Here is a 21400-nt window from a genome sequence, read left to right as displayed (position 1 = left end):
GGTCATTCGTCGTCGGCGGCGTTCTCGGACTCGGTGTAGGCCGTGATGACCTCGTCGACCCCGCCGTCCATGATGAGCTTGCCCTGGTCGATCCACAGCACCCGGTTGCAGGTCTTGGTGATCGTCGGCAGCGCGTGGCTCACCAGGAAGACCGTACCGGCCTGCTCCCGCAGGTCGCGGATGCGTGACTCGCTGCGCTGCTGGAACTGGCGGTCACCGACGGAGAGCGCCTCGTCGATCATCAGCACCTGGTGCGAGACCGAGGCCGCGATCGCGAACCGCAGTCGCGCGCCCATGCCCTGCGAGTAGGTGCGCATCGGCAGGTCGAGGAACTCGGGCTTCAGGCCGGAGAACTCGACGATCTCGTCGTACTTGGCCCGCACCTCCTCGAGCGACATCCCCAGGGCCAGACCGCCGAGGATGACGTTGCGCTCGCCGGAGAGCTCGTTCATCAGGGCCGCGCCGACCCCCAGCAGGGTGGGGTTGGCCTCGGAGTACACCGCGCCCTTGGCCGCCGGCACCAGACCGGCGATCGCCGAGCAGAGCGTGGACTTGCCCGAGCCGTTGGTGCCGACCAGGCCGATCGAGTCGCCCTCGTAGGCGGTGAAGCTGATGCCCCGCACGGCGTGCACCTCGCGGGCCCGCCGGATCGCCGGGGTGCGGGCCAGCAGGCCCTTCTTCTCGGCGTTGCGGCCGGAGGCGGCCTTGCCCGTCGCGTACACCTTGTAGGTGACGTGCAGGTTGTCGACGATCACGGTGGGACGCTCGCGCGGCCCCACGGGCACTCGCCGCTTGAAGGTCTTCAGGCCGGTGCGGTCGCGCTCCTTGGGAGCGGGCGCCTTCTTGGCCGGTGCCTTCTTGACGGGGGGCCTCGGCGTCGCAGCGGTCTGCTGCTGGGCGTCCTGCCCCGCCGTGCCCTTGGTCTCCACGTCTTCCCCGGGGGTGCCGGTGGCCACCGACCCGTTCGGGGAAGAGGTCTGCTCAGTCACGTCCGTACAGTCCCTCGGCTTGCCAGAAGAAGATGAACCCCACCACGAACAGCACTACACCGTACCCACCGGCCAGGGCCCACGTGGTCGCGGAGATCTCGATGTGCTTGGCCCCGGCTCCCCGGACGCTGTCGAGCATCGAGTACCGGATCAGGCTGAGGTAGACGTTCATCGGATTCAACTCCAGAACGCGCCCGGCCAGGCCCCGGTCGGCGAAGCGGTCGCCCACCAGGTAGAAGACGCCGGACATGTAGAAGATCAGCCGGTTGACGAACGGGATCAGCTGGGTGATGTCGCGCATGTGGACCGTCAGGCGGGCGGCCAGGAACGCGACGCCCGCGCTGAAGAGGGACATCAGGGCGAACGCGGGGATGATCATCAGCCACTGCAGCTCGGGCAGTTCACCGGTGAAGCACACGATGATCGCCATCACCAGCACCATGGCCACGAGTTCCATCAGCTTCTGCAGCACCGTGGCGATGGGCAGCACGGCCCGCGGGAAGTGCAGTGTGCGCACCAGGCCGCGGTTGCTCACGATCGACTTGGCGCCGTCGGTGAAGCAGCCGGAGAAGAACGAGAACGAGAAGACGCCGATGACGAGGAAGGCGATGTAGTTCTCGGGCTTGGTGCCGGTGGTGCCCGACAGCAGCACGCCGAAGATCAGGCCGTACACGCAGGCCTGGATCAGGGGGTTGAGCACCACCCAGCCCATGCCCAGCCGGTTCGCCTCGTTCTGGGCCCGGAACCGGGACTTCGCCAGCTCGAACGCGAAGTGCCGGCGGTTCCACAACTCCTTGATGTACGCGCCCAGCGGGGGTCGGCCCCCGAACTGGACCAGGCCGTACTCAGCGGCTTTCGCCGCCGCCCGCTGCGATGCGCCCGATTCGGGTCGGATCGGCAGGATGCTGGTCAAAGTCGCTCCACGGTTGCGCTGTCAGTGATGGCGCCACGGGTGTCGAGCACGAGAGGTGCGAGCCGGGCGATCTCGTCGAGATCGTAGCTTGAGTGCCGTTGCAGCAGAACGGCGATGTCCGCCCCGGCGAGGGCCTGCGCCAGGTCGGGCACGCACTTCAGCGTTCCGCCCGAGGTGGGACGGTCGCCCGCCTCGCCATCTGGTGCGAAATCGTGACCAAGTTCGCTGTCCGGATGGCCGCCGAGCGCCCAGTCGGTCACGAAGGGGTCGTGGTGCACGACCTCGGCCCCGGCCGCCTGCAGCCGCAGCGCGATCGGCACCGCGGGCGACTCACGCTGGTCGGAGATGTCGGCCTTGTAGGTCACGCCGAGCAGCAGCACCCGCGACCCGCGCAGCGGCTTGGCCACGTCGTTCAGCCGGTCCTGCACGCGCTGCACGACGTAGCTGGGCATCGCGTTGTTGATCTCCTGGGCCAGCTCGACGAACCGGAACGGGTAGCCCAGGGCGGCGCGCACCCGGTAGGAGAGGTAGTTCGGGTCGATCGGGATGCAGTGCCCGCCCACGCCCGGGCCCGGGTAGAAGGCCTGGAAACCGAACGGCTTGGTGGACGCGCAGCGGATCACGTCCCACAGGTCGATGCCGAGCTCGTGACAGAACCGGGCCATCTCGTTCACGAGCGCGATGTTGACGTGCCGATAGGTGTTCTCGAGGAGCTTCGACATCTCCGCCTCGCGGGTGCCGCGGGCGGTGACCACCTCGTCGACGATTTTCCGGTAGAACGCCGCCGCCCGCTCGGTGCAGGCGGGGGTGAGCCCACCGATGACCTTGGGGGTGTTGCGGAAGTGCCAGCGCTCGTTGCCCGGGTCGATGCGCTCGGGGGAGAAGGCGAGGAAGAGGTCACGGCCGACCTTCAGGCCTCCCTCCTCGAGCATCGGGCGCAGCAGCTCGTCGGTGGTGCCCGGGTAGGTGGTCGACTCCAGCACCACCAGGGTGTCGGGCTGCACGTGGGCGGCGACCGAGGCGGTGGCGGCCAGCACCATGCGCAGGTCGGGCCCGCCGTCTTCGGCCAGGGGGGTGGGCACGCAGATCACCACCGTGCGGGCGCGCGCCACGACCGAGGTGTCGGTGTGCGCGCTGAAGCCGGCCTCGCCCATCGCGGCGATGTCGGCGTCGGTGAGGTCGTCGACGTGGGAGGTGCCCGCGTTGAGGGCGGCCACCACGCTCCGGTCGAGGTCGAGGCCGGCCACGTGCAGCCCGCTGCGGCAGGCCTCCTGGGCCAGGGGCAGGCCGACGTAGCCGAGGCCGACGACCACCAGGTCGAACGTGTCGTCCTGCGCACCGCTGTACTGCGACATCTCCGGGGAATCCCTTCCGCGCACCGTGAGGTGTGGTTGAGGACGCCGGGGAGGGGTCTGCTTCGACCCGAAGCGTGATCCGGCCGGTTCAGGTCAGGTCAGGGCGCCCGGGTTGAATTGTGACACGCTGTGCGCATTGGTGGGGCAGCTCGTAATCATTGCCTGCTCAACCTGCACTCCAGCCCAGGGACGACCAGTCCCTTTCGTCACTCTTTGTCTGGATCGACTCAGCCGCCTCGATCTCGCTCGGTGAGGGCTGCGCGATCTTGTAGTAGCGCCCGGCTATATCGGCCCGTGCCCGCACATAGGCGTCGCTCGCCCCGGGCAGGATGTGCTCGACGTGACGTCCGTCGAACAGCCCGGGGGTCAAAGCGTCGGTCACCAGCAGCTGGTCGTTCGTGAGGTGCGGCACTCCCTGCAGCCCGGGGGCCAGGATCGGGTTCACCGACATGGGCCCACGCAGATCGCCCGGCCGGGCCAGTCGCGGCGGCCGGCCCAGCTGGTTGGCGAGGGCCGGGGGCAGCACCCGCCCGATGGTGCGCCGGGCGAACCGCTGGGCGTGCAGTGAGGCGGCCTCCATGCGCTCGCCCGCGGGTACCCCGACGGCGGCCAGGCCGATGACCGTGCGGGCCGCCTCGGTGGCGCCGGTGGGCGGTTCGAGGTCACGGCACGAGGCGGCGAGCCGGTCGCGCATCCGGGCGTCGAGCAGCCGGTCGAGGGCGGCGTCGAACTCGCGCGGGCGGTCGGGGTCGGCCGACAGGGCCAGCCCGGTGTTGGCGACGATGCGGGCCCGGGTGCGCTGGTCGTCGGTGACCGCGTCGGCGTTGGGCACCAGCAGCGTGGGCACGGCCGAGTAGAGCAGCTCGTGCACCGCGTTGTAGCCGCTGGCCGAGACCGCCGCGTCGAACGCCTTGAGGTAGCTGACGAGCGGGAACACCGAGATCTGCTTCGGCCCGGCGGCCGAGGCCGCCCGCCCGCGCAACGGCGACGAGGTGACCACGACCTGCCAGCCGGCCGCGGTGAACCGCTCGACCGTGCGCTGGTAGGCCGCGTACAGGTCGCTGCGCTTGCTGCTGCCCAGGGTGAGCAGCAGCCGCGGCTTGTCCGGGTCGAGCTCGAGCTCCTGCACCGCCCGGGCCCGGCTCAGCTGCGGGACCTGCCCGACCAGCGTGATCGGGCCGACGCGGCGTGCGTCCTCCAGGTAGACGGTGCGGCCCACGTCACCGGCCGAGGCCAGGTCACCCGGCTCCAGCACGGCGGCGAACAGGCGGCGGTAGCGCAGTGCGCGGGCGCCGACGCCCTTCTGCCACATCGCCCGGCGGCTCCAGATGAACGGCACGTCGGGCATCCGGCGCAGCGCCCGCAGCACCCCGTCGTACGGGTACACCCCGTCGAAGACGAAGGCGCTGGCGTTGGTCTCGGTGACCAGCGCGGTGATGCGCTCGGCCAGGTAGGCGTCCCAGTGGCGGCGCGGCACCTGCTTGCGCTGTGAGCTCGGGGCCCACTCGGCGCGCATGCCGTACTGGTTGACCACGGTGACCGCCGAGGACAGCGAGAAGATCACCGGGTCCATCCCGCCGAGGGAGGCGAGGGCTAACGCGAGCTGACGGGAGAGGTGTCCCATCCCCTTGCCGTTGGTGGTGGCCAGCACCACGGTGGGCGGTCCGGTGCGCATGGAGTGAGGTCGCCGTCCTCATCTTCATCTGAGGTCTCAAGGTGAACGTCTACCTCGGCCGTTCGGAGGGGGAGGCCCTCGGTAGCCGTGGTGGCGCCCAACATACGGCAGACTGGGCCGTCGCAGAGCCGGTGCATGCTGTGACAATGCGTGCCCGTCCCCCCGGTTGAAGATCGCAAGGAGAGTTCCGCATGGGAGCGCTCGCCCGCTGGCGGCGAAAGCTCAGGCGCCAGGTCAGTGCCGTACCGCGACGCGGTCGCCGGGCCGCGCGGATCGCGATCACCTACGCCGAGACCGCTGCCGCCGTCCGCCGTGACAAGGACAAGCGTCACGACGACGCGCTGCGCCTGCTGCACGACGCGGCCCGGCGCAGCCCGAAGGACATGCGCGTCGCCCGGCTGCGCTCGCAGGTGCTGGCCCGCACCGGGCAGCTGTCCGACGCGGTGGCCGAGGCCTCACGGCTGGCGATGACCGCCCCCAGCGGCAAGAACGTGCGACTGCAGCGGGCCGTGCAGGGCCGGTTCGTGGAGACCGACCCGGGCTGGCGCCCGCGGGTTCCCGGCGCGCACCCGGCCGTCCTGGCCGAGCCGGTGCCGGGCCGGGTGCTCTACCTGGCCAAGGAGTCGATGCCGCACCGCAACAACGGCTACTGCACGCGCACCCACGAGACGCTGCTGGCCGTGAAGGGCGCGGGCCGCGATCCGGTGGCGGTGACGTTGCCCGGGTTCCCGTCCGTCACGTCGGACCGGACCGCCGGCCCGAGCTCCACGGTCGACGGCATCGAGTACCACCACGTCATGCCCGGCGCCGCCCAGCTCTCGGCGGTGACCTGGGAGGAGTACGTGCAGCTGACCACCACCACGTTCGCCCGCCAGGTGGCCCGGGTGCGCCCGCAGGTGCTGCACGCCGGGTCCGGCCACCGCGGCTACGACCTGGGCGTGGTCGGCCAGGCCCTGTCCGACTGGGCCGGACTGCCCTGGATCTACGAGGTGCGCTCGTTCTTCGAGACCACCTGGACCGCCGACGAGCGCTACGCCGAGCACGCCGAGTACTACCGCCGCCGGTTCGCGGCCGAGACCCGGGCGATGCGCGCGGCCGACGCGGTGGTCACGCTGAGCGGGCCGATGCGCGAGGAGATCGTGCACGGCCACGGTGTTCCCGAGGACAAGGTCTTCGTCATCCCGAACGCCGTCGACCTGCAGCGGTTCCAGCCGGAGCCGCGCGACACGGCGATGCGCACCCGGCTCGGGCTGGACGGCACCTTCGTGCTCGGCTACGTGAGCAACCTCGACCACTACCGCGAGGGCCAGGAGGTGCTGCTCTCGGCGGCCGCGCTGCTGCGTGCCCAGGGCCTGCCGGTCAGCGTGCTGCTGGTCGGCGAGGGGCGCCGCCGGGCCGAGCTCGAGGCGCACGCGGCCGAACTCGGCCTGGGCGCCGCCGCGGTGTTCGCCGGTTCGGTGCCGTTCGACGAGGTGCCGCAGTGGTACGCCCAGATCGATTTGTTCGTGGTGCCGCGGGTGCCCGAGCGGGCGGGGCGGATGGTCTCGCCGATGAAGCCGTTCGAGGCCATGGCGATGGAGATCCCGCTGCTGGTCAGCGATCTGCCCGCGCTGGTCGAGATCGCCGGCGACGAGCAGGGCCGCGCCGGGGTGTTCACCGCCGGCGACCCGTCCTCGCTCGCCCAGGTCGTCGCCCACCTCACCGATCACCCCGAGGACCTGGCGAAACGCGTTGCCGAGGCGGCCGACTGGGTGCGGCGGGAGCGCACCTGGTCGGGCAACGGCAAGGCCTTCGACGCGGTCTACGCCTTCGCCGAGCAGCGCTACGCGGAAAGGGCCCGCTGATGCTGATCTCCCTGCCCGGTCGCGACCAGAGCACCGAGGCCTGGGCCGCCGAGACGTTCTCCGCCCTGGCCCGGATGCCGGTCGAGGGCCCCGAGCCGGTGGTCTGGCCGTTCACCCCGTACTACACCGGAAACCCCTACCAGAACGTGCTCTACAGCCGGTTCGGCGCGCACGGCCTGGTGGCGGCGCCCACCTTCCGGGCCACCGACCTGCTCACCACCACCCGCGACTGGCCCGGTGACGTGCCGCTGGTGGTGCACCTGCACTGGCTCAACCAGGTGCTGGCGAAGGCCGACTCCGAGAGCGGCGCGAACGACGCGATCAACCGGCACGCCGACCTGCTCGACACGCTGAAGGAGCGTGGCGCCCGCCTGGTCTGGACCGTGCACAACGTGCTCCCGCACGACACCCGGTTCGAGGCCCAGGAGGTGCGGCTGCGCGAACAGGTGGTGGAGCGTGCCGACCTGGTGCACGTGATGAGCTCGCGTACCCCCCAGGCGGTCGAGGACTGGTTCTCCCTGCCGCGTGAGAAGGTCTACCAGCTCGACCATCCCGGCTACCAGGGCGTGTATCCCGACTGGATCGGGCGCGACGAGGCCCGCCGCCGGCTGCGCGTCCCCGACGGTGCGGTGGCGTTGCTGCTGACCGGTGCGGTGAAGCCCTACAAGGGCCTCGCCGACCTGCTCGAGGCCGTCGACCGGGTGTCCCGGGTGCGACCCGGCGAGATCGTGCTGATCGTCGCCGGGCGTCCCGACCAGGCGCCCGAGACCGAGGAGTTCGTGGCCCGGGCGGCGTCCCACCCGGCCGTGCGGCTGCTGCCGGTTCAGGTGCCCGACGTCGACATGCAGGTGCTGATGCGCGCGGCCGACCTGGTCGCGCTGCCCTACCGGCGCTCGCTGAACTCCGGCGTGCTGGCTCTGGCGCTGACGTTCGGCCGCCCGGCGCTGCTGCCGTCGAACTCCGGTTCGCTGCCGGTGGTCGAGGGCGGTGCCGCACTGGTGTACCCGCCCGACGGTGTGGAGGCGCTGACCGACGCCGTGTTCCGTTGCCTGGACGCCGATCTCGGTGCTCTCGACCGGGCCGCCGAGGCGGCCGGGCAGCGCATCGACCGCGCGGTGATCGCCGAGCGCTTCGCGGCCGACATGCGCACGTGGGTGGATACCGGGGTGGTTCCGTCGCCGGTCGACGAGGTCGCCCCGGTCGACGGAGCAGCGGGTGTCCCGCCGGGAGTGTCGGTGTGAAGACCGTCGTCCACATCACCGGCGCCCGCCCGAACTTTCCCAAGGCGGCGCCGGTTCTCGCGGCCCTCGACCAGAAGGTCGACCAGATGCTGGTGCACACCGGCCAGCACTACGACGACCGGCTGAGCCGCGTCTTCTTCGACGAACTGGCCCTGCCTGAGCCGGATCTCAACCTGAACGCCGGGTCGGGCAGTCATGCCACGCAGACCGCGGCGGTGATGGTGGGCCTGGAGCAGGTCTTCACCGAGCGCCGTCCCGACCTGGTGGTGGTCTACGGAGACATCAACTCCACGCTGGCCGCCGCCCTGGTCGCGGCCAAGCTCGGGATCCCGGTCGCGCACGTCGAGGCCGGGCTGCGCAGCTTCGACATGACGATGCCCGAGGAGGTGAACCGCCGTGTCACCGACCAGCTCTCGGATCTGCTGCTGGTCACGAGTGCGGACGCGGTGGGTCACCTCGCGCGCGAGGGGGTCGCGGCCGAGCGGATCCACTTCGTCGGCAACCCGATGATCGACACCCTCCTGACGCACCTCGACCGGTTCGACGAGGCCGCCGCCCGCAAGCAGCACGGTCTGGACGGCGACTACCTCGTCGCCACCCTGCACCGGCCCTCGAACGTCGACGACCCGGCCGCGGTCAGGCAGTTGGTGTCGGTGCTGCACGAGGCCGCGGAGCGGATGCCCCTCGTGATCCCGCTGCACCCGCGCGGCCGCGCCGGACTCGAGAAGGCGGGCCTCGACGCGTCCTCAGGCGTGAAACTCACCGACCCCCTGCCCTACACCGCTTTTCTGGGACTCGTGCGCGGCGCCCGGGCGGTGCTCACCGACTCCGGGGGAGTGCAGGAGGAGGCCAGTGTGCTGGGCGTGCCGTGTCTCACGATGCGGCCGAACACCGAGCGGCCGGTGACGATCACGCACGGCACGAACCGTCTGGTGACACCGCACGGCGTGCTGCCGGCGCTCGATGCGGTGCTGGCCGAGCCCCCGGCGACCAGGCCGGCTCCCCTGGAGAAGCGCCCGCCCCTCTGGGACGGCGCCGCCGGTCCGCGGATCGCCGAGGTGATCCTGAGCTGGCTGGCCCGATGAACACCGATGATGGACGCGGTGGGGCACCGACGAGCGCCCGTGACCGCCTGCGTGGTGCGGTTCTGGCGACCCTGCGCACCCTCCCCGAACCCCGCGACGAGGCCGCGATCCGGGCTGCCATCGCCGCCCGCGACCTGGTGCTCGGGCGAAGGCCGCACCCGTTCGCCCGGCCGCCGAAACCGGTGCCGCCACCCGCACCCGGTGCCAGCTCCGTGCGTCCACCATCCGGTCTGCCCGAAGTGCCCCCCTTGCCGCCGGAACTGCAATGGCGGCTCCCGCAGGGCATCACCGGTTCGGGCCGCAAGGTACGCAGCCTCTACGAGACCGGTGACGGTGGCGACCGGGCCTTCGACATCGACCTGCTCGAGCAGCTGAACGAGGAGTACCGCGACCGCCGTCTGGTGCCCAGCCCGCCCAGCTACAGCGACACCGCGCTGGCCGAGGCGGCGAAACGGCGCGTCGGCTGGGTCAACGGCATGGTCGACCTGGCCGGGAAGCGCACGCTGGAGATCGGCTGCGGCAACGGTTTCGAGGTCTGGTCGCTCGCGCACAACCTGGGATGCGACGCGCACGGCGTCGACGTCACGCACTACGAGCCGTGGGACCAGCTGGCCGGTGAACGCGTGCACTTCGAGTGTGCCGACCTGTCGACGGCCAGCCCCTACGAGCCGAACTCGTTCGACCGGGTGCTCAGTTTCACGGTCTGGGAGCACGTCACGCATCCCTACGCGATGCTGAAGGCCACCTACGATCTGCTGAAACCGGGCGGTCTGGCCTGGATCCGGGCAAATCTGCACGCCGGTCCGCAGGCCTCGCACCGCTACCGCGACATCTACTTCCCCTGGCCGCACCTGCTGTTCACCGACGAGGTGGTGCGGGCCTGGGACGTGAAGCACGGGCGCCGGCCGATCGGGCACGCCTGGGTGAACCGGCTGAGCTGGCTCCACTACGAGTACTACGCCGATCTTCTCGGGTTCCAGGTCGCGCACCGGGCTTTCACCGAGACCGCGATCGACGAGGAGTTCTACTCCCGTTTCGAGGACGTTCTCGGCCGCTACCCCCGCGCCGATCTGCGCCGTGACTATTTCCTCCTGGTGCTGCAGAAACCTGTGGGTTAAATAGCTACTCGGCCGATGTCCCGTCTGACATCAACGGGTGGCATCGGACGGACGGGGGATGGCGAGCACCTGGGCAAATTACGTTGAGTGTCTAACGTAGAACTGAACGTAATTTTCCTGCATCTGGGGTCGCTCGTTCCATGCGTAAAGCACCGGCCGTTCTTCTGTCCTGCCTCGTCGCCGTACCCCTTTTCGGGGCCGCCGACGCCTGGGCCGCCACCGACAAGGCCTCATCGTCCCAAGGGCTGTCCATCTCGGCGAGCAGCGTCACGAACCCGGCCGTGGTCGATCCGACGGTCACGAAGATCGCGCTGAGCCAGGGGTTCTCCACGGCGGCCGCGAAGACCGGCATCCTCACCAGCCGGAAGAAGACGGACGAGTTCCAGACCGTCGGCGTCACCTGGAAGGGCCGCGACGTCACGCCCGACCTGACGATCCAGGTGCGCACGCTCCGGAGCGGCACGTGGGGCGGCTGGCAGGAGCTCGAGAACGACCAGGGCGACGACACCGTGGCCACGAAGAACGTGCGCGGCGGCACCGACCCGCTGTACGTCGGGCCCAGCGACGGCGTGCAGGCCCGGGTGAGCGTTCGGTCCGGAAAGCTGCCCTCCGACCTGAAACTCGAGCTGGTCGACGCCGGGCAGTCGGACTACGACACCGTCGCCGCGGCCACCGCACCGACGAACTACGGCATCGCCTCGGCCGCCCAGCCGACGATCATGACCCGTGCTCAGTGGGGCGCGGACGAGTCGAAGGTGAAGTGCTCGCCCACGATCGGCTCCACCGTGAAGGCCGCGGTGCTGCACCACACCGCCGGCTCGAACAGCTACACGGCGGCGCAGGTGCCCTCGATCCTGCGGGGTGACTACGCCTACCACCTGTCACGCGGCTGGTGCGACATCGGCTACAACGCCCTCGTCGACAAGTACGGCCGGATCTGGGAAGGCCGCGCCGGCGGTCTGGACAAGGCCGTGGTCGGCGCCCACGCGGGTGGTTTCAACTCCGACACGTTCGGCGTCTCGGTGATCGGCAACTACGACGTGGCCAAGCCGAGCAGCGCCGCGGTCAAGGCCGTGGCGCGGGTCTTCGCCTGGAAACTGCAGCAGTACCACCGCAACCCGAACGGCACCACCAAGCTGACCTCGGCCGGCGGCGGCACCGCGCGCTACGCGGCCGGCCGGACCGTGACGCTGCCCGTGATCATGGGGCACCGCGACACTGGTTACACCGCCTGCCCGGGGCGCTACCTCTACCCCTACCTCAGCTCGATCCGCTCGCAGGTCACGACGCTCATGCAGGCCGCGCTGACCAACCCGAGCGTGCCGAAGAGCACGGTGACGCAGGGCACCTCGCTGACCATCACGGCCCGGGCCATCCGCAAGCAGAGCTGGCGCCTCGACGTGACCGCCCCCTGCAACGGCGGTCTGGTCGCCCGGATCAGCGGAAACGTGGCGGCCGGCAAGGAGATCAGGGCGACCTGGAACGGGTTGCTGGCCGACGGCACCCAGGCCCGCCCGGGCAGCTACACCCTGACGCTCACCTCGTCCTCCAGCACCGGGGCCGCCGCGCCGGTGACCAGGACGGTCCTGATCACGCCCCCCACACAGGCGGCGCAGCCGACGGCCGCCCCGATCGACGGTGACGGTGGCTACGTGGCGGTCACCCCGTCCCGCATCTACGACACCCGCGCGGGCACCAACATCGGCGTGGGACCGTCCGGTTACGCCCGGGTGCCGGTGCTCGGCCTCGGCGGCGTGCCCACCAGCGGCGTCACCTCGGTGGTCGTGAACGTGACGGCGTCCTGCTCCACGGCCGAGACCGCGCTCACCGTCTACCCGACCGGCCGCAGCTCGGCCCGCCCGATGACCACCGTGCCCCGGGGCGTCACCCGTTCCGTGCTGGTGACCTCGAGAATCGGTGCGGACGGCTCGATCACGGTCGGCAACACGCGCGGCGTGACCGAGCTGACGGTCGACGTGGTGGGCTTCTACAGTGCGGCGGGCGCTCCGGTGCAGGCCCTGGACGGCACCCGGGTCTACGACAGCCGCTCGGCCGGCGGCGCGCTCAGGTCGGGCCAGTCTCGCACGGTGACGCTGCCCCCGGTGGTCGGAGGGGTGGCCTCGACGCAGATCAGTGCCGTGATCGTGGATCTCACCGCGGTGGCCCCGGCCGGCGCCGGCACCCTGGTCGCCGGGGACACCGACCTGCCCGTGCTGACCTACCGCAAGGGCGAGAGCATCGACAACCTGGCGATCGTGCCGGTCTCCGGCGGCCAGTTCAGCCTGCGCAACACCGGTTCCGCGGTCAACGTGTTCGCCGACGTCCGGGGCATCGTGACCCCGCAGGCCGACGGCACGGTCACGGCGGTGAAGCCGGTACTGCTCACCGACGCCACGCTGAAGCAGAAGGTGGCCAAGAAGATCACGGTCACCGGCAGCAAGACCGCCGTGCCGTCCACCGCGTCCGGTGTGCTGATCCAGCTCTCCGCCGACAAGCCCGCGGCCGCCACCGCGCTCAACGCGTACGCCTACGGCGAGAAGGGCACGAACACGGCGGTTCTGCGGGTGGCCAAGGGCGACACCCGGTCCAACCACGTGATCGTGCCGATCGGTGACGCGGGTGCCATCACGCTGGTGAACGGCGTGGGCACCACGGGGGTGCGGGTCGACGTCGTCGGGTACGTCAGCTGATGGTGACGTCCTCACTCTTCCGCAGACGATCAAGTTCCCCCGAGGTAGCTCCGAGGAGTCAATCGAGTGCTGGACTGCGCTCATCGGGGTGCTGGTCGCCCACCGGCTCGGGCCGTTCCGTGCCGGTCGGTGCCTTTCTGATGCGCCCCACCGGGGTTACTCCGTCCGGCGGGCGCCGGGGGAGGGACCTCACCCGTGCACGGATGCGGCCGATGGATCTCTCGTGGCCGGCTGAGCCTGGTGTTCAGCCCGGCCACCCTTGTGTCCATAACCCGAGGGAGCCTCACCCGATGCGCCGTCCCCGCTCGATCGCCCTGACCGTCCTGGGAACTGCTTTCGCCGTCCTGGCCGGTCCGACGGTCGCTCACGCCGCCGTGCCCGTCACGGCCTCGAAGAGCTGCCCGTCGCCCGGCGGCGCCACGATCAGCAAGGCGAGCGTGCCCTCGGGCGCGGTCAAGATCTACGGTGGCGGCTGGGGCCACGGCATGGGGATGAGCCAGTACGGCGCCCAGGGTGCCGCGAAGCTCGGCTGCGACTACAAGACGATCCTGAAGACGTACTACTACGACGCGTCCCTGTCGAAGAAGAACCTGAACGCGCCGGTCGTGCTGAATCTGGCCTCCGGTGCCACCACCTCGAAGCTGCAGGCCGAGACCGGCACCGTGAAGTGGGCCGGCCCGACGCGCAGCGTGGTGCAGCCGAAGGGCTCGACCTGGCTGGTGCGCAACTACTCGATCAAGGGCAACCCCGGGATCGCGCTGTTCGACCAGGACGGCAAGCGCCGGATGTTCGTGCAGAGTGCCGCCGTGCTGTCGGCGTCGCACACCGGCAAGGTCGTGAACGTCTATCCGTACGGCGGCAGTTCGGCGCTCTCGACGCGTTACGACACCGCCTCGTACGTGCGGTCGGGGTCGGGCATCAAGGTCACCGAGACGATCAAGGCCTCCGGCGGGCAGACCGCCGTGCAGAAGTACCTGATGGGGCTCGGCGAGGTGCCGGTGTCCTGGCCGATCGAGGCGCTGAAGGCCCAGACCGTGGCCGCGCGCACGTTCCTCAGCACCAAGTACAACGCCTCGGCCGACGCCTACGTGCTCTCCTCGGGCACCGCCGACCAGGTCTACAAGGGCTACGCGGTCGAGTCGGTGGACGAGAAGAACGGCGGCAACTGGCGCAAGGCCGTGCTGGCCACCGACGACCAGGTGATCGTCGACAAGGCCGGGCGCACGATCGAGGCGCTGTACTCCTCGTCGATGGGCGGCTACACCGAGAACCGCGAGTACGTCTGGGGCAAGTACGAGATCAGCTACCTCAAGCCGGTCGACGACAGCCGCTGGGACGCCGCGTCGTCCAACCCGTACCGCAGCTGGAGCGTCGGGATGACGAAGGCGGCCTTCGCCAAGAAGTTCGGCTTCGACTCGGTGAGCTCGTACTCGGTCGCGGCCCGCGGCAGCGCCAAGCGCCTCGACGGGGTCAAGATCACCGGCAAGGTGGCGGGCCGGAAGGTCACCAAGACCTTCACCGGGGCGGACGCGCGCTACCGGCTCGGGCTGCGGTCGCCGGGGTTCACCTTCGGCTGATGTGCTCCCGTTTTCCGTAGGGCCCCGCTTTCCGGGGCCCTACGGGCATTTTGGGGGCCTGGGGACGTGGCGGTCGGGTGTCGCGGTCAGATCGCGGTGACCTGTTCCTGGCTGACGAGGTGGGCGCGCGCGTCGTCGCTCAGGGCGGCCAGGTCGTGGTGCAGAACCACCGAACCGCCCGCGCGCAGGGGGGCGAGGTAGGCCTCGATCGCGTGGGACGGGCCGGCGCCGGTGAGGAGCCGGGTGCCGGGCTCAGGTGTCTCCTGGGCGAACAGCCCGCCGTAGGTCAGGGTGCCCGCGGCGGTGGTCAAGGCGGGCGTGTCGGCGGTGGGCCGGGCGTAGGGCGTGAACACGTCGGGCTGGAGCCGGATCTCGGCCGCCGCGTCGATCGCGCCGGGCGGTACGTCACCGGTCCAGCGGGTGGCCAGTGCGGGCAGGGCCACCACGACCAGCTCGGCCTCGATGCTGCCCGGCGGCGGTGAGCTGGGCCGGTCGGTGACCAGCACGTCGAACGCCATGTCGGTGGCCTGCCGCGGGTCCGCGGTCTCGTCGAAGACGACCGCGTGCACGCCGACCTCCCAGGCCGCGAGCAGCCAGGTGACGCTGCGCCAGTGCACCGGCAGCTGGATGCCGACGACCGAGCCCGGGTGGCAGTCCAGCTCCTCGACCAGCAGACCGGCGGTCTTGGCGACCCAGTTGCCGAGGGTCTTGGCGGAGAACTCGACCCGCTCGTGGTCGGGCCCGTACCAGGTCACCCGGGGGCGGCCGGGATCGGTGGCGAGCAGCTCGGAGATCAGGGAGGACACGTCGGTGGCGGTCACGGCGTCAGCGTAGAGGGACGACCTGAACTCGGCGTTCCGGGCAGGCCCCCCTCCCCGGCCTTCGGCCGGGAGGTGCCCCCACCGGCAGGACGGAGCCCGCGGCGAGAACGTGAGGCCGATGGGTGGCGCGGGCGGGCGGCCCGGTGGGATTGGAGCCCGGCGCCCGGTGTCTCGTAGGTTTGCGCCGACGACGGTGATGCCCGACGAGGCCGCACCGGCCGCTGGCCCCCGCCGGTGGTGACCGCCCCCACCGAAAGATGAGAGCCGTGAGCCAGCGGACGGATTCCCCCACCCCTGCCGCCGACCCCTCCGACCCGGACGACGGCCATCTGCCGGGCCTGCGCGGGGAGTGGCTGTCGGGCATCGTCCTGGCCCGGTCCGGCCCGCTGGCCACCGCCTTCCTGGCGATCGTGGCCCTGCTCGCGGCCGTGCTGGTGCCGTTCGGCGGGTGGACGCCCTGGGCGGTCGTGCCGCTGCTGGTGATCGGGCTGCTGATCAGCATCTGGCTGGTGCGGTTCGTGCCGGCCCGCACCGCGCCGCGCTGGAGCGCCCCGGCCGTGCTCGCGATCGCGGCCGGCCACGGGGTCTGGGCCGCGCTCACCCACGCCGAGCACGTGATCCTGCGGCGGGACGCCGGGTCGTACGCGCTCTACAGCCAGTGGATCGCGACCCGGCACAGCCTGCCGATCCCGTCGTCGCTGGAGTCGTTCGGCGGGGCCGCCGCCCTGGCCGATCCGGGCTTCCGGCTCTCCAGCCCGGCCTACTACCAGGTGGAGCACGGCGTCACCAGCGCCGACATCGTTCCCCAGTTCCTGCTCGGTGCACCCGCGGTGTACTCGCTCGGCTGGTGGACGGCGGGCTGGCACGGCCTGCTGATCCTCCCCGCGGTCTGCTCGGCGCTGGCCCTGCTGGGCTTCGCCGGCCTGGTGACGCGTCTGCTCGGCGCACGCTGGGCGGTGCTCGCCACGGCGTCGCTCGCGCTGATCCAGCCGGTGCTGCACGCGGCCCGCTCGACCTACTCCGAGCCCATCGCCCTGCTGTTCGTCTCGGTCGCGGCCGCCCTGCTGTGCGACGCCGTGCGGGCCGGTAACCCGGTGCGGCACGCGGCCTTCCTGGTGCGGGGCGTGCACGGCTCGAACGACCCGCACGCCGCCCGGCTGCTCGGCCTGGCGGCCGGTCTCGCCTTCGGCCTCGCCTGCCTGTTCCGGGTGGACGGTCTGCGCGAGGTCTCGCTGCTGCTGCCGGTCGCGGCGGTGCTGGCGCTGAGCCGGCACCCGGCCGCGCGCACGCTGGTGGGTGGGGTCCTGGGCGGTACCGCGGTCGCGGTGATCCCGGCGGTCTGGCTGTCGCGGCCCTACCTGGGCACGATCTCGGCCAGCCTGATCCCGCTGGTCGCCGGGGGCGTCGTGCTCGGCCTGGGCAGCTGGGCCGTGGTCGCGGTGGCCCGGCGGCGGGAGAACACCACGTCGGCGCTCTACACCCGGCTCACCACGGCGGAATGGCACAGGCGCTGGCCCTGGGTGCTCGGCGGGCTGGTCGCGCTGATCGGCGTGGTGCTGGCGAGCCGTCCGCTCTGGATGATCACCCGGCAGTCCCCGACCGACCCGGGGTCCCGCGTCGTCGCCGTTCTGCAGGCCGACCAGGGGCTGCCCGTCGACGGCGGGCGTACCTACGCCGAGCACAGCCTGAACTGGATCAGCTGGTACACCGGGCCGGTCATGCTGGTCGCGGCGTGGCTCGCGTTCGCGGTTCTGGCCGCGACCACCGCCCGCTGGTGGCTGAACTCGCGTGCCCGGCACGCCACCACGTCCACCACGGGCCGCACCGTGGGAGTGCCGGTCTGGCTGGGACCGGCCGTGATCGCCTTCGGCAGTGTGCTGCTCACGCTGTACCGCCCGGGCATCACGCCCGACCACCCGTGGGCCGACCGCCGGATGGTGCCGGTCGTCATCCCCGCCCTGGTGGTCGCGGCCACCGCCACGGCCGCCTGGGTGAGCCGGCGCGCCCTGCGCCGCTGGCCCGCCCCCGCGCTGGTCGCGGTGGTCGCCGCGTCCGTCGTGGTGATGGTGCTGCCCCCCTGGCTCGCCACCCAGCCGGTCGCCGGGCAGCGCACCGAGCAGGGCCAGATCGCCGCCGCCGAGAAGGTCTGTGCCCACCTCGGGCCCAGGGACGTGGTGGTCGCCCTGGACGACCGGGCCGCCAACGAGTGGCCGCAGGTCGTGCGCGGGCTGTGCGACCGCCCGGCGTCGTCGGTGCGGGTCACCGACATCCACGACCTCGAGGCCGTGGCCACCGCCGTGAAGCCGATCGTGGCGCGCATCGTCGAGGCCGGGAACACCCCGGTACTGCTGGCCGCGACGCCCGAGGGGGAGACCGTGATCGAGACCCTCGGCCTGGAGGCCGATCCGGTCGTCGACGTGATGTCGCAGGAAGACCAGCGCTACCTCACCCGGGTGCCCGACGGGGAGGCGGAACTGCCCGTGCGGGTCTGGCTGGCGGACGCCACCCGGGTGAACTGAACCGGGCGGATCGGGCGTTTCCGGAGGTTGACCACCCAACCGTTATCCACAGGGACTCCTCCAGGGTCCGGAACGTCCTCCGGCAGCCGGTAACCTCACCTGCGATGAGCGCTTCACCCGTGGCCCCCGAGTCCCCGACGTCCCCGCAGCCGGTCGGTGGGCCGGTCACGCCCGAGCCCGGCGGGGTGACGGCAACGATCGTGCTGCCCTGCTACAACGAGCAGGACCACGTCCTCGCCGAGCTGGAGCGCATCACCACCTCCCTCGACGCGTCCGGTCATCGCTACGAGATCCTGGCGATCGACGACGCGAGCACCGACGGCACGCTCGCCGTGCTGCGCGAGGCCGCCACCCGGATGCCGCACGTGCAGGTGCTGGCCTTCCGCCGCAACGGCGGCTCGGGCACGGCCCGGCGCATCGGCACGCTGCGCGCCCGCGGCGAGATCGTGGTGTGGACCGACGCCGACATGACCTACCCGAACGAGCGCATCCCCGAGCTGATCGACCTGCTGCTCGCCGACCCGAGCTACGACCAGGTCGTGGGTGCCCGCCTCACCGAGGAGGGCACGCACAAGTGGCTGCGCGTGCCCGCGAAGTGGCTGATCCGCAAGATCGCCGAGCGGCTGAGCAACCAGAAGATCCCCGACCTGAACTCCGGTCTGCGCGCGTTCCGGCGCTCGGTGTCGCTGCCCTACCTGCGCCTGCTGCCGCCCGGGTTCTCCTGCGTCACCACGATCACGCTGTCGTTCCTGCAGAACCAGCACGACATCCACTACATGCCGATCGACTACGCGAAGCGGGCCGGCACCTCGAAGTTCCACTTCGTGCGCGACGCTTACCGGTACATCCTCCAGGTGCTGCGCATGATCATGTACTTCGACCCGCTGAAGGTCCTGATGCCGCTGGCCCTCTGGCTGCTCGGCATCGGTGTGGTCAAGGCGGTCGTCGACATGGTCCGGCACCCGTTCTACTTCCCGGCCAACACCATGCTCCTGATCATCGCGGGCCTGCTGATCGCCAGCATGGGCCTGCTGGCCGACCTCATCGTCCGGTCGCGCGGCGACAGCGCGCTCGACCCCGGCGTGCACGAGGGCTGAGGCGTGGCGCCCCGTTCCGCGCGCTGCACCGCACCGCGCCTCGTCGGGCCGCGTTCGGCGCGGCCCTCCCGCTTCTGCCGCTACCTGGTGCTGCGTCCGGTCCGGGCGGGCCGCCGACGATGACGAGTTTCCTGGTGCAGTCCGGCGGTCCGGCCTCCGGGCCCCCGGGGCGCGGCCTGCGCATCGCGATCGTCGGGCCCTCGCACCCGTTCAAGGGCGGCGTGGCCGCGCACACCACGCAGACCGCGCACGCCCTGGCCGCAGCCGGGCACGAGGTCGAGCTGGTCTCCTGGTCGCGGCTCTACCCGCATAGCCTCTACCCCGGCGAGCAGGCCGTGCCCGAGGGCGGTCCCGACCTGCCGCCCTACCCGAACACCACCCGGCCGCTGCGCTGGGACCGGCCGGGCACCTGGTGGAACACCGGCAAGCACCTGCGCGACGTCGACCTGGTCATCGTCGTGGTGGTGGTGCCGATCCAGGTGCCGTCACTGCTCACGCTGGTGCGCTCGATCCGGGTGGCCTCGCGCGGCCGTCGCGTCGGCGCCCCGAAGCCGGGCATCGTCGCGATCGCCCACAACGTGGTGCCGCACGAGACGCATCCGGGCGGCGAGCTGCTGATCCGCAAGATGCTGCGCTCGGTCGACGGCATCGTCGTGCACTCCGCCGAGCAGGCGCAGCTGGCCCACGACCTCGGTCTCGACCGGCGTCCCGTGGTCACCGTGCCGCTCGCGCCGCACCTGCCCGGCGGGCTGCCCGACCGGGCCGGCCGGCAGCTGGCCGCCGCCCGGCCGGCGCGGGCCGAAGGTGATCCGCTGCGGGTGCTCACCCTCGGGATGGTGCGCGAGTACAAGGGTTACGACCTGCTGCTCGAGGCGGCCAAGGGCGTGCCCGAGGTCAGTGTGACGGTCGCGGGTGAGCAGTGGGGCGCGGCCGGTGAGCGCGTGCGCGAGCTGGCGGCCGACCCGGCGCTGGCCGGGCGCGTCGACGTGCGCCCGGGGTACGTGGCCGGCGTCGATATCCCGCCGCTGCTGGCCCGGCACGACGTGCTCGCGCTGCCCTACCGCCACGCCACCGCCTCGCAGAACGTGCTGCTCGGTCATGCGCACGGCCTGCCCGTGCTGGCCACCTCGGTCGGTACCTTCGGCGACGACGTGCACGACGGTGTCGACGGCCTGCTGGTACCGCCCGGTGACGTGCCCGCCCTGGTCTCCGCGCTGAAGCAGCTCGCGGCTCCCGGTGAGCTCGACCGGCTGCGGGCCGGCCTGCCCGACATCGACCTGACCGGCCCGTGGGACCGCTACGTCGCCGCCCTCACCGGCGTGACGCCGGTCGAGTCGCGGCGGTGAGCTCGGTGAACGGCGTCCCGGAGCCTCACACCCGCACCGGCGAGGGAACCGACCCGGGGGAGGGGCAGACACCCCCCGCCGACGGCGGGGCGGGTGAAGCGGGTGCTGCCCCGGAGGGCAAGGCACTGATGGCCCGCGTCGGGGCGCTGGCCGGCAGGGCCAGCGAACTGAGCCGGGCCCGCTGGTTCCGGGTCGGGTTCGGCGTGCTGCTGGTGGCGCTCGCGGTGTGGGCGGTGCTGTCACGCCGTGAGGAGGTCGCCGACGCGGTCGGCCAGCTGAGCCCGGGGTGGCTGGCGCTCGCGGTGGTGGCCACGATGGTGAATGTCGGCCTGGCGGGCATGGTCTGGCTCACCATCCTGTCGAGCCTCGGGTCGCCGTTGCCGCTGCAGGTGGCGGCCCGCATCTTCTTCGTCGGGCAGCTCGGCAAGTACCTGCCCGGCAGCGTCTGGCCGGTGGTCGTGCAGGCCGAGCTGGGCCGCGACTATCACGTGCCTCGGCGCCGCACCGCCACCGCGACGGTCGTCAGCATGCTGCTGTCGGTGCTCAGTGCGCTGCTGGTGGTGCTGATCGCCGTGCCGTTCGCCCCCGAGGCCCTGCCCGACGGCTTCGGCTGGGCCGTGCTGCTGGTCGTCCCCCTGGCCGTGGTGCTGCACCCGGCCGTGATGGGGCGCCTGGTCGACCGGGCCCTGCGCATCGTCACCAGAGAAGGGCTGCCCGAGCGCACCTCCGGCCGCGGCACCCTGATCGCCACGCTCTGGGCCATGGGGTCGTGGGCCGGGGCGGGGCTGCAGGTCTGGGCGCTGAGCATCCCGCTCGGGGCCGACGCCAACGTTTCCACCGCCCTGCTGCTCATCGGCGGTTACGCGCTGGCCTGGGCGGTCGGCTTCGTGGTGGTCCTGGCCCCGGCCGGCGCCGGTGCCCGCGAGGTGGCGCTGGCGGCGGTGCTGTCCACCGTGCTCGACGACCACGGCAAGGTGGTCGTGGTGGTGCTGATCTCTCGCGTCCTGTTCACCGGGGTCGACCTGATCGCGGCCGGTCTGGGCATCCTGGCCGCGCGGCGGCACGGTTCGCGGGTGCCCCCGGGAAGCACCGAGACCCCGGAGCCCGCCGAGACGGACTGAACGGCGGTG

General features: G+C 71.6%; 15 protein-coding genes. 10 read left to right on the top strand and 5 right to left on the bottom strand.

Annotation, left to right across the window (positions count from 1 at the left end; all coding sequences use genetic code 11):
• Window positions 1-2 precede the first annotated feature (2 nt).
• From J2S57_RS05900 to J2S57_RS05885, 4 genes are all read right to left on the bottom strand, one after another.
• Window positions 3-989, bottom strand: coding sequence for an ABC transporter ATP-binding protein (locus J2S57_RS05900; protein ID WP_307239187.1), 987 nt, complete (start codon window positions 987-989; stop codon window positions 3-5).
• Window positions 982-1902 carry an ABC transporter permease gene (locus J2S57_RS05895; protein ID WP_307239185.1) on the bottom strand — a complete coding sequence of 307 codons (921 nt, stop codon included), beginning with the start codon at window positions 1900-1902 and terminating at the stop codon, window positions 982-984. Before J2S57_RS05895 ends, J2S57_RS05900 begins: the two co-directional genes overlap by 8 nt.
• Entirely contained in the window at window positions 1899-3257 is a 1359-nt protein-coding gene (locus J2S57_RS05890) for a nucleotide sugar dehydrogenase (RefSeq protein ID WP_307239183.1), read from the bottom strand. Before J2S57_RS05890 ends, J2S57_RS05895 begins: the two co-directional genes overlap by 4 nt.
• A 166-nt stretch (window positions 3258-3423) precedes the next feature.
• Window positions 3424-4932 (bottom strand): glycosyltransferase, encoded by a 1509-nt coding sequence (locus tag J2S57_RS05885; RefSeq protein ID WP_307239181.1) that lies wholly within the window; start codon window positions 4930-4932, stop codon window positions 3424-3426.
• A 191-nt stretch (window positions 4933-5123) separates the two neighbouring features.
• On the opposite strand from J2S57_RS05885, the gene J2S57_RS05880 reads away from it, so the two are divergent.
• The 6 genes from J2S57_RS05880 to J2S57_RS05855 all read left to right on the top strand — a co-directional run bounded on the left by J2S57_RS05880 (window position 5124) and on the right by J2S57_RS05855 (window position 14487).
• Complete coding sequence (locus tag J2S57_RS05880; protein WP_307239179.1) at window positions 5124-6776, top strand: glycosyltransferase family 4 protein; 1653 nt, start codon at window positions 5124-5126, stop codon at window positions 6774-6776.
• The gene (locus tag J2S57_RS05875; protein ID WP_307239177.1) at window positions 6776-8017 is read left to right on the top strand and encodes a glycosyltransferase; all 1242 of its coding nucleotides are present in this window, start codon (window positions 6776-6778) and stop codon (window positions 8015-8017) included. Before J2S57_RS05880 ends, J2S57_RS05875 begins: the two co-directional genes overlap by 1 nt.
• Window positions 8014-9102 carry a non-hydrolyzing UDP-N-acetylglucosamine 2-epimerase gene (gene wecB, locus J2S57_RS05870; RefSeq protein ID WP_307239175.1) on the top strand — a complete coding sequence of 363 codons (1089 nt, stop codon included), beginning with the start codon at window positions 8014-8016 and terminating at the stop codon, window positions 9100-9102. The genes J2S57_RS05875 and wecB overlap by 4 nt, the downstream gene beginning before the upstream one ends.
• Window positions 9099-10220: a class I SAM-dependent methyltransferase gene (locus tag J2S57_RS05865; protein ID WP_307239173.1), complete on the top strand. Its 1122-nt coding sequence runs from the start codon at window positions 9099-9101 to the stop codon at window positions 10218-10220. Before wecB ends, J2S57_RS05865 begins: the two co-directional genes overlap by 4 nt.
• A 140-nt stretch (window positions 10221-10360) precedes the next feature.
• Window positions 10361-12910 carry a peptidoglycan recognition protein family protein gene (locus J2S57_RS05860; RefSeq protein WP_307239171.1) on the top strand — a complete coding sequence of 850 codons (2550 nt, stop codon included), beginning with the start codon at window positions 10361-10363 and terminating at the stop codon, window positions 12908-12910.
• A gap of 290 nt (window positions 12911-13200) precedes the next feature.
• Entirely contained in the window at window positions 13201-14487 is a 1287-nt protein-coding gene (locus tag J2S57_RS05855) for a SpoIID/LytB domain-containing protein (protein ID WP_307239169.1), read from the top strand.
• A gap of 86 nt (window positions 14488-14573) precedes the next feature.
• On the opposite strand, the gene J2S57_RS05850 is transcribed toward J2S57_RS05855, so the two are convergent.
• On the bottom strand, window positions 14574-15308 hold the full coding sequence (locus J2S57_RS05850) for a TIGR03089 family protein (protein ID WP_307239167.1): 735 nt from the start codon (window positions 15306-15308) through the stop codon (window positions 14574-14576).
• Between the two features lie 266 nt (window positions 15309-15574).
• On the opposite strand from J2S57_RS05850, the gene J2S57_RS05845 reads away from it, so the two are divergent.
• The 4 genes from J2S57_RS05845 to J2S57_RS05830 all read left to right on the top strand — a co-directional run bounded on the left by J2S57_RS05845 (window position 15575) and on the right by J2S57_RS05830 (window position 21391).
• A complete protein-coding gene (locus J2S57_RS05845; RefSeq protein WP_307239165.1) occupies window positions 15575-17827 on the top strand; it encodes a hypothetical protein in 2253 nt (750 codons plus the stop codon).
• 104 nt (window positions 17828-17931) lie between these two features.
• Complete coding sequence (locus J2S57_RS05840) at window positions 17932-18924, top strand: glycosyltransferase family 2 protein (protein WP_307239163.1); 993 nt, start codon at window positions 17932-17934, stop codon at window positions 18922-18924.
• Between the two features lie 119 nt (window positions 18925-19043).
• On the top strand, window positions 19044-20270 hold the full coding sequence (locus tag J2S57_RS05835; RefSeq protein WP_307239161.1) for a glycosyltransferase family 4 protein: 1227 nt from the start codon (window positions 19044-19046) through the stop codon (window positions 20268-20270).
• Window positions 20267-21391, top strand: coding sequence for a lysylphosphatidylglycerol synthase transmembrane domain-containing protein (locus J2S57_RS05830; protein ID WP_307239159.1), 1125 nt, complete (start codon window positions 20267-20269; stop codon window positions 21389-21391). The genes J2S57_RS05835 and J2S57_RS05830 overlap by 4 nt, the downstream gene beginning before the upstream one ends.
• Window positions 21392-21400: the final 9 nt, after the last annotated feature.

It is taken from the genome of Kineosporia succinea, assembly GCF_030811555.1.
Taxonomy (GTDB): domain Bacteria; phylum Actinomycetota; class Actinomycetes; order Actinomycetales; family Kineosporiaceae; genus Kineosporia; species Kineosporia succinea.
This window is presented reverse-complemented; position numbering and strand designations above follow the sequence as displayed.